At 75.7% G+C, this 6,639-nt stretch carries 7 protein-coding genes and 1 pseudogene; 2 read left to right on the forward strand and 6 right to left on the reverse strand.

All coding sequences use genetic code 11. From position 1 onward, the window contains the following. Both ABD308_RS23030 and ddaH read right to left on the reverse strand, forming a co-directional pair. Nucleotides 1-811 (reverse strand): annotated as a pseudogene (locus tag ABD308_RS23030) (hypothetical protein); the annotation flags it as partial. 276 nt (nucleotides 812-1,087) lie between these two features. Continuing rightward, nucleotides 1,088-1,873, reverse strand: a complete 786-nt coding sequence (gene ddaH / locus ABD308_RS23035) for a dimethylargininase (RefSeq protein WP_425554831.1) — start codon at nucleotides 1,871-1,873, stop codon at nucleotides 1,088-1,090. Nucleotides 1,874-2,201: 328 nt separating this feature from the next. Here ddaH and ABD308_RS23040 point away from each other — a divergent pair, with 328 nt between their 5' ends. Next, nucleotides 2,202-3,011: a class I SAM-dependent methyltransferase gene (locus ABD308_RS23040; RefSeq protein WP_344338128.1), complete on the forward strand. Its 810-nt coding sequence runs from the start codon at nucleotides 2,202-2,204 to the stop codon at nucleotides 3,009-3,011. Between the two features lie 24 nt (nucleotides 3,012-3,035). On the opposite strand, the gene ABD308_RS23045 is transcribed toward ABD308_RS23040, so the two are convergent. Further along, nucleotides 3,036-4,028 carry an aldo/keto reductase gene (locus ABD308_RS23045; RefSeq protein ID WP_344338130.1) on the reverse strand — a complete coding sequence of 331 codons (993 nt, stop codon included), beginning with the start codon at nucleotides 4,026-4,028 and terminating at the stop codon, nucleotides 3,036-3,038. A gap of 162 nt (nucleotides 4,029-4,190) precedes the next feature. On the opposite strand from ABD308_RS23045, the gene ABD308_RS23050 reads away from it, so the two are divergent. Next, on the forward strand, nucleotides 4,191-4,709 hold the full coding sequence (locus tag ABD308_RS23050; protein ID WP_344338132.1) for a GNAT family N-acetyltransferase: 519 nt from the start codon (nucleotides 4,191-4,193) through the stop codon (nucleotides 4,707-4,709). 5 nt (nucleotides 4,710-4,714) lie between these two features. Here the strand turns inward: ABD308_RS23050 and ABD308_RS23055 are convergent, their stop codons facing one another. The 3 genes from ABD308_RS23055 to ABD308_RS23065 all read right to left on the reverse strand — a co-directional run. Further along, the gene (locus tag ABD308_RS23055; RefSeq protein ID WP_344338134.1) at nucleotides 4,715-5,791 is read right to left on the reverse strand and encodes a hypothetical protein; all 1,077 of its coding nucleotides are present in this window, start codon (nucleotides 5,789-5,791) and stop codon (nucleotides 4,715-4,717) included. Between the two features lie 10 nt (nucleotides 5,792-5,801). Next, nucleotides 5,802-6,290 carry a DUF3291 domain-containing protein gene (locus ABD308_RS23060; RefSeq protein ID WP_344338136.1) on the reverse strand — a complete coding sequence of 163 codons (489 nt, stop codon included), beginning with the start codon at nucleotides 6,288-6,290 and terminating at the stop codon, nucleotides 5,802-5,804. Between the two features lie 31 nt (nucleotides 6,291-6,321). Then, a partial coding sequence (locus ABD308_RS23065; RefSeq protein ID WP_486327034.1) for a helix-turn-helix domain-containing protein occupies nucleotides 6,322-6,639 on the reverse strand: 318 nt, incomplete at its 5' end.

The following is a 6,639-nucleotide window of genomic DNA, read 5'->3' on the forward strand; positions in this document are numbered from 1 at the left end:
CGACCCGGTCGCCGGGCGGCAGGCCCAGCACGTAGGAGGCGAGCCGGGTGAGCGGCATCCGCGTGAGGTCGGCGGCGACGGCGCCGGCTCCGTGGGCGCGGGCGGACTCCTGGAGCCGCAGCCGCTCCAGCGCGGTCAGCCGGGGCGCGATGCGCTCCAGGAAGGCGGCCCGCGGGATGCCGTGCCGCTGGGCGAAGGACTCCGCGACGGTGTAGGGGAGTTCGTAGACGGCGGTCTGCTGGTGGTGGGCGCGCCGCCAGGCGTCCAGCAGCGGCGCCTGGTACTTGGCGCGCCGGCCCGGGGCGTACAGGAAGTCGCCGGTCTCCGGCTCGGCGGGCCGCAGGTGGGTGTGGCGCAGCGCCCGCTTGAGCCCGGCGCGGTACTTGACGGCGTCGAGGGTCTGGTCGGGGCGCGCGGCGAGCCAGTCGCGCAGGATCGCCCGGGTGCGGCGGTTGTTGACCTTGGCGCGGCGCAGCTCGCCGATCAGCCGGTAGACCCGCTGCGGCGGCAGCAGTTCCAGCCGGCGGGCGATCAGCCGGCCCTCGGTGCGCCGCTGCTCCCCGGTGGCGTCGCGGGAGGTCTCCAGCAGGCGGCGGACGATCAGGGCGGCGTTGTGGTCGTTGATGTCGAGGGCGAGCGCGGCGGCGTACGGGCCCCGGTAGTTGACGCGCATGTACTCGTGCAGGAAGTCCAGCGAGAGCTGCTGCTCGGCCGCCCCGGTGTGGAACTCGCGCTGCCCGGTGCCGGTGATCGCGGCGTTGACGAACAGCAGCACGTCCTCGGCGGCGACGAGGTCCCCGTAGGTCTCCACTGTCCGGTGCCGTCCCTCCGCACGTCCCGAGTCGCGCACTGTCGCGCCCCGTCGTGTCCTGTCGTGCCCTGTCGTGTCCTGGGGCCGGCCGGGGAATGGGGGCACGAACTGCGAATCATCGCGTTAAGGGCACGTTTCGGAAGTCGCACCGGAGTCCCGCGGCCGGCCGGTCGACCGTAGCACTGAGCGGCCGCGGGGGCACAACCGCTTTCGCCGGCGGCCCGGACGGCGCGGCGGCGGGCCAGGGCACCTGGCGGGCCAGGGGGGCGCGGCGGGTCAGGCCGGGGCGCCGCGCAGTTCCAGGGTGCAGCACTTCACGCTGCCGCCCGCCTTGAGCAGCTCGGTGACGTCGATCCCGATCGGTTCGAAGCCCCGCGCGCGCAGCCGCGCCGCCAGCCCGACCGCGGCCTCCGGCAGGACGACCCGGCGGCCGTCCGGGACGGCGTTGAGGCCGAAGACGGCGGCGTCCTCGTCGGAGGCGAGCACGGCGTCCGGGTACAGCGCGGCGAGCGTGCGCCGGCTCTCCGGCGAGAACGCCGCCGGGTAGTACATGACCTCGTCGTCGCCGAGCACCGCGAGCGCGGTGTCCAGGTGGTAGTAGCGCGGGTCGACCAGCTCCAGGGTGACCACCGGGCGGCCGAGCAGCCGCTCCGCCTCGGCGTGCGCCCGGCGGTCGGTGCGGAAGCCCGTCCCGGCCAGGATCCGCTCGCCGACCAGCAGGTAGTCGCCCTCGCCCTCGTTGGCGAACCCGGCCTGCGCGACCGTCCGGTAGCCCCGGGAGCGGAACCACTCCAGGTACGCCGGGGCCTCGTCGGCGCGCTCGCGGTGCCGGAAGCGGGCCACCAGGGCGGTGCCGTCGACGACGGTGGCGCCGTTGGCGGCGAACACCATGTCGGGCAGGCCGGGGAGCGGCTCGATCAGCTCGACGGTGTGGCCGAGCTCCAGGAAGAGCTCGTGCAGCCGCTCCCACTGGGCGACGGCGAGGGCGGCGTCGGTCGGCTTCGCCGGCTCCATCCACGGGTTGATCGAGTAGTCGACCGTGAAGTGGGTCGGACGGCACATCAGGTAGTGGCGGGGGCGGGCGGCACGGGACACGGGTGGTCGTCTTCCTTCCGGCGGGGTGGTGCGGAGGGGTGGCTGGGCGGGGCCGGTCGGGGGCGGGGTGTGCCCGGTGCCGGCTGCCCCGAGCGTGCCGGGCGCGGCGATCGTGGACATGGCCGCGGCATGCACGGACGTCGGACGGCGGAGGTCCAGCGAGGGTCGGCGGCGCCGCTTCAGGCGGGGGCGACGGCGGGGGCGACGCGCGGGCAGGAACGTGCCTGCGCCGGTGCGGCGCCGCGCCGGGGTGCACTGGCCCCGGCAGGGACACGGTCGAGGAGGAGGTCGTCGGATGGGTACGGAGACGGGGACGAGGGCGGCGGGAGCGGGTCCGGTCCGGGTACTGGACGTCTCCGGCGCGGACTACCGCCGGGCGTTCGAGCTGTTCCTCGCGGGCACCGACGAGAAGCCGCTCACCCACGCGAGGCTCGGCGAGGTGGTCGCCGGACTGGAGCACCGCCGGACGTTTCTGGACGTGGGCGCGGGGGAGGGGCGCACCACCGCCTACCTGGCGCGGTACTTCGAGCGCACGGTGGCCGTCGAGCCCAGTGCCTCGATGCGCGAGAAGCTGCGGCTGGCCTGCCCCGGGGCGCTGGTCCTGTCCGAGCCGGTGGACGCGGCCGAGCCGCCCGGGCCGGCGGACCTGGTCCACCTCTCGCACGTGCTCTACTACGTCCCGCCCGCGGACTGGCCGGCCACCGTGCGGCGGGTGCTGGACTGGGTGGCGCCCGGCGGGACGCTGCTGGTGGTGCTGCAGAACCCGGAGAGCCCGTGCATGCGGATGGCCGCGCACTTCACGGGCGTCCGGTACGACCTGCGCCCGCTGGCCGGGCAACTGGCGGCCCAGGACGCGGAGCGGGCCGGTCCGCGGTACACCTACGCGATCGAGGCCCTCGACCTGCACTACCGGACCGACCGGCTGGACGAGGCGGTGGACGTCGCCGAGTTCATGATCAACGTGGCCGACCTGGCCACCATGGACCCGCTGCCCGAGCGCGCCGAGCTGGCCGCCTACGTCGAGCGCCACTTCGCCCGGCCGGAGGGCGGCTACGCGATCGGGCACACCCAGGACATGCTGACGGTCCGCCGGTCCGCGAGCTGAGGGGATCGCGGCCGGGACCGGCCGTCAGGCCCAGGGCAGCGCCGAGCGGGTGTGCCAGTACTCCTCGGCCGGCTGGGCCAGCTCCGCGAGGCCGTCCAGGTCGTCGGCGCCCGGGGCGAGCCCGACGGCCTCCAGGTTGGACGCCAGCTGACCGGTGGTGGCCGCGCCGGAGAGCACCAGGTCCGCCCAGGGCTGCGCGGCGACGGCGGCCAGCGCGAGGGCGTCGCAGGACGCGCCGACGCGGGTCGCGAGCGCGCGCAGCGCGGCGGTGTCCGGGCCGGTGGCGTTGCGGTCGGCGAGCCGGCCGTTGGCCATGCCCTCCTTGACCACCACCAGCCACCCGGCCTCGTAGGCCTCGGCGAGGGCGGGGCCGGCGGAGGGCTCCAGCAGGTTCCAGGTGGACTGCACGGCGGCGAACAGCGGCCGCCCGTCGACCGTCACCTCCAGGGCCGCCCGCACCGCCGCGGCCTGCCCGGGGCCGCTGGTGGACAGGCCCACCCGGACGCCCTCGGCGGCCAGCGAGGCGAGCCGCGCGTGCAGCGCGGGGTCGGTGAGCGCGGGGCTGTCCGGGGTGACCGAGTGCACCAGGTAGAGGTCCGGCGGCCCGCCGAGCAGCGCGCGGGTCTCCGCCACCTGGCGGTCGAACACCGCCGTCGAGTGCTCCTTGACCTCGTGCGCCGGAACGCCGGAGGTCCGCCAGTCGGCGGTGTAGGTGTAGCCCCACTTGCTGCCGACCGTCACCTCCCGCGCCTCCTGCGGCCGGGCGGCGAGCCAGGCGCCGAGGAACTCCTCCGCGCGCCCGTACGAGCGGGCGGTGTCGAAGTAGCGCACCCCGGCCGCGAAGGCGGCGTCGAGCAGGGCGTGGGTGCGCTCCCGCAGGGCCTCGACGGTGCGCTCGGCGGGCAGGTCCAGGTCGCGGCCGAGCGTGATGTACCCGGGCCGGCCGACGGCCGCGGTGCCCAGCCCGAACCGTGCGATCGACGGCTCGGCGGCTTCGGCGGCGGGGTCGGTCGGCATGGCGGGCTCCTTCGGCGGACTGTCGGCGGCGGGTGCGCGCCGCTCCCGCACCCTATCCGCCCGCGCCGCCCCTGACCTGCGCCGACGCCCTGCCGGAGCCGGTCGTCGGTGGCCTATGCTGCTGAGCCGCAGGAACGGTGATCATCACGGGGAGGCACGGCCATGGACTACCGCATCGAGCGGATCGGCCCGGCGGACTGGGAGCGGATGCGGGAGGTGCGCCTCGCGCAGCTGCTCGACACGCCCATGGCCTTCCTGGAGACCCATGAGACCGCGCTCGCCCACGGCGAGGAGGAGTGGCGGTCCCGGGTCCGCAAGGTCAACGAGCCCGGTGCCGTCGGCCTGGTCGCCGTCACGGGGACGCCGGGGGAGTGGATCGGCACGATGATCGGCCGCACGCCCGAGCCCGGCACGGCGATGCTGGCCGGCGTCTGGGTCGCGCCGGAGCACCGGGGCCGCGAGCGCGGGGTGACGGACCGGCTGCTGGACGCCGTCGTCGCCTGGGCGCGCGACCAGGCCGGGGCACGGCGCCTCGTCCTGACCGTGCACGAGGACAACGCCCGCGCCGCCGGCTTCTACCGCCGCCGCGGCTTCGACTTCACCGGCGCCACCAAGGCCTACCCGCTCGACCCGGCCGCCCGTGAACTGGAGATGGCCCTCCCGCTCGACCGATCCGCCTGACCCGCTCACATCGGCGTCACGCCCCACCGGTTGAGGGTCCCGTCCGCGTCGTCGTACGTCAGCCAGGTGCCGTCCCCGAGCGGGCGCGCGTAGCCGTCGGCGGGGCCGCCGGGGTAGTCGACGCTCCCGCGTGTCTCCAGGGTGCGGGCGTCCAGCAGCCAGTGCCGCCCGTCCGCCGGATCGTCGGCGCAGTCCAGGGTCGAGGCGAGGACGGTGCCGGCGTCGACGAAGCCGCAGTCGTGGTCCCAGCAGGGCGGGTCCTCGTCCTCGCCCTGGCCGGGCTCCCGCTGGGCGAGCACGGTGCCGTCCAGCGCGTGCAGCCGCAGGTCCCCGCCGCCGTGCTCGACCGTCAGGAACCCGGGGTGGCCCGGGTGGATGTCCGCCAGGACGCGGTCCAGGTCGTGGTTGAGGTCCCAGCCGCTGAGTTCCGCGCCGTCGAGGCGGGCCCAGTGGAGCAGGGCGCCGTCCTGGCCCATGCCGATGGCGAGGCCGATGTGCGCGCCGTCCGGGTGGGAGAGCTGGTGCGAGCCGGAGGACTCGCTGTCCGGCAGCGGCAGGCGGGCCGACTCCCCGCCGTCCCGGGCGTCCAGGACGACCCAGTGCTCCTGGTGGTCCCGGTGGTCCCGTGCCGCCGGGACGGAGGCGACGTGCGCCCAGACCAGCCGGCCGTCGTCGGAGACCAGGCACGAGCCGTGTTCCCACCCGGCGCACACCTCCTGCGCGTCGCCGGTGTGCGGGTGGCCGTCCGGGTGTCCCCAGCAGGCGTGCGGGTACTCCCACAGCGTCGTGCCGTTCCGCGCCACCGCCCGCACGGCGCGCTGGCCCGCGAACACCGCGAACCGCCCGTCGGGGCTCACGGACTGGCCGCCGTGCGGCCACGCCGGCCAGAGCAGCGGGAAGACGGCGGCCGGCGTGCGCTCCCCGGCGAACAGCCCCTCCAGCTCGTGGACCGCCAGCTCGCCCCCGTGCCGGAGCAGCGCGCGGCGCGACCCGTCCCCCCGGCGTTCGAGCGCGGAGCCGCTGATCAGTGCGGCGCCACCCGGCAGTTTCACCGAGCCGCGCAGGTGTGCGGTGATCGACATGCCCGGAACGTTAGCGCGTGGCACTGACAACGGCGTCGGCCGCCGGGTACGGGGAGGCGAAGGTGAACGCGCGCGGTGACGGCCCGTTGGCCCGCAGGTCCGCCAGCCGTTCCATCGCCTCGTCCAGGCCCGGCCGGTGCCCGGCGGGCACCCACCAGAGCGCCAGGTGCGCCTCGACGTGCCGTTGGAACCATTCGCGGCGCCGTCGCACCACGTCCAGGTGCCCGCTGCGGTAGGTGAAGTCCCACAGGGCCTCCTGGCTCTCCCACACCGACATGTTGACGATGACGTTCGCGCCGGCCGGGCGCAGCCCGGTGGCGTCGGCGGCCCCGTCCTCGACGAGCCGCCAGACGAAGCCGGGCGCGCCCTCGGCGGCGGCGTTGACCGGGTCCAGCTGTTCGACGAACGGGGCGATCCGGGGGTCGTCGATCGGGTGGCTGAGCGTGGCGACGTTGAACTGCGCGAGGTGGGCGGCGGGCGCGGCCGGGGGTGAGGTCATGGCTCATCCCAGCACGGCCGCGTTTTCTATGTCAATCAGTATTGTTTTTAGAAGCCTCGACCACCACGCAGCACTCCCCGGGCCGGGGATCCATCCGGGCGCGCAGCGGGCCGTCCGCGCCGAGCAGCCCCTCCAGCAGCGCGAGGTTCATGCCGCAGACCAACGGCGGGAAGCGCTCGGCGACGGCGTGGAACGGGCAGTTGCGCATCCGCACGACCGGCCCCGCGGAGTCCTCCACGGGGTACGGCTCGTAGCCGCGCGCGGCCAGCCACTCCAGCACGCCCTCGACCAGGACCTCCGGCACCGAGGCGCCGCTGGTCAGGCCGACCGTGGTGACGCCCTCCAGCCA

It is taken from the genome of Kitasatospora putterlickiae, assembly GCF_039527695.1.
Lineage (GTDB): Bacteria > Actinomycetota > Actinomycetes > Streptomycetales > Streptomycetaceae > Kitasatospora > Kitasatospora putterlickiae.

Bases quoted from the DNA above. Each gene is read 5' to 3' on its own strand.
- ddaH (WP_425554831.1), bottom strand. From the start codon at position 1,873: ATGTGCCGTCCGACCCACTTCACGGTCGACTACTCGATCAACCCGTGG.
- ABD308_RS23045 (WP_344338130.1), bottom strand. From the start codon at position 4,028: ATGCCGACCGACCCCGCCGCCGAAGCCGCCGAGCCGTCGATCGCACGG.
- ABD308_RS23055 (WP_344338134.1), bottom strand. From the start codon at position 5,791: ATGTCGATCACCGCACACCTGCGCGGCTCGGTGAAACTGCCGGGTGGC.
- ABD308_RS23040 (WP_344338128.1), top strand. From the start codon at position 2,202: ATGGGTACGGAGACGGGGACGAGGGCGGCGGGAGCGGGTCCGGTCCGG.
- ABD308_RS23060 (WP_344338136.1), bottom strand. From the start codon at position 6,290: ATGACCTCACCCCCGGCCGCGCCCGCCGCCCACCTCGCGCAGTTCAAC.
- ABD308_RS23050 (WP_344338132.1), top strand. From the start codon at position 4,191: ATGGACTACCGCATCGAGCGGATCGGCCCGGCGGACTGGGAGCGGATG.